The 585-nt window shown below is 53.5% G+C and carries 1 rRNA gene; it reads left to right on the forward strand.

Annotated features, from left to right (window positions below):
- Window positions 1-467: 467 nt before the first annotated feature.
- Window positions 468-585 (forward strand): 23S ribosomal RNA (locus tag EB836_RS18080); the annotation flags it as partial.

A 585-nucleotide genomic window follows, 5' to 3' on the forward strand; every position in this document is an offset into this window, starting at 1 on the left:
ACAAGGTAGCCGTACCGGAAGGTGCGGCTGGATCACCTCCTTTCTAAGGAGCACACATTCAGATCCCCACCGTCAGGAACCGTTCGTGTTCCTGGGTGGGTTGCTCATGGGTGGAACATCACAACTTCCGCTCGTCCACTCAGCGTTGTCGGGGTGAGTGCCTCGTCGATGTATGGGTATGAGGATGGGCTAGGACGAACACGTTATTGGGTCCTGGAATCACAAACCCCAACAGTCGTTGGGTGTGGTTTCAACCAACAGGACCGACCCGCTTCACGGGCAGCCACAGCAGTGGTCTGGTTTGTGGGTGGTGTTTGGTAGTGGTTTGAGAATCGTATAGTGGACGCGAGCATCAATGCTGCAGCCCTTTTGGGGTTGTGGTGTTATGTAATGTGATTTTTCTTGTCATCATCTTGTGTGATTGAAAGACAATATTTCGCGTACACGCCGCCAACCCTTTTGGGGTGTGGTGAGTGTGTAAGAGCGCATGGTGGATGCCTTGGCATCAGGAGCCGATGAAGGACGTGGAAATCTGCGATAAGCCTCGGGGAGTCGATAAACGGGCGTTGATCCGAGGATGTCCGA

The organism is Brevibacterium sp. S111 (genome assembly GCF_004745075.1).
Taxonomy (GTDB): Bacteria; Actinomycetota; Actinomycetes; order Actinomycetales; family Brevibacteriaceae; genus Brevibacterium.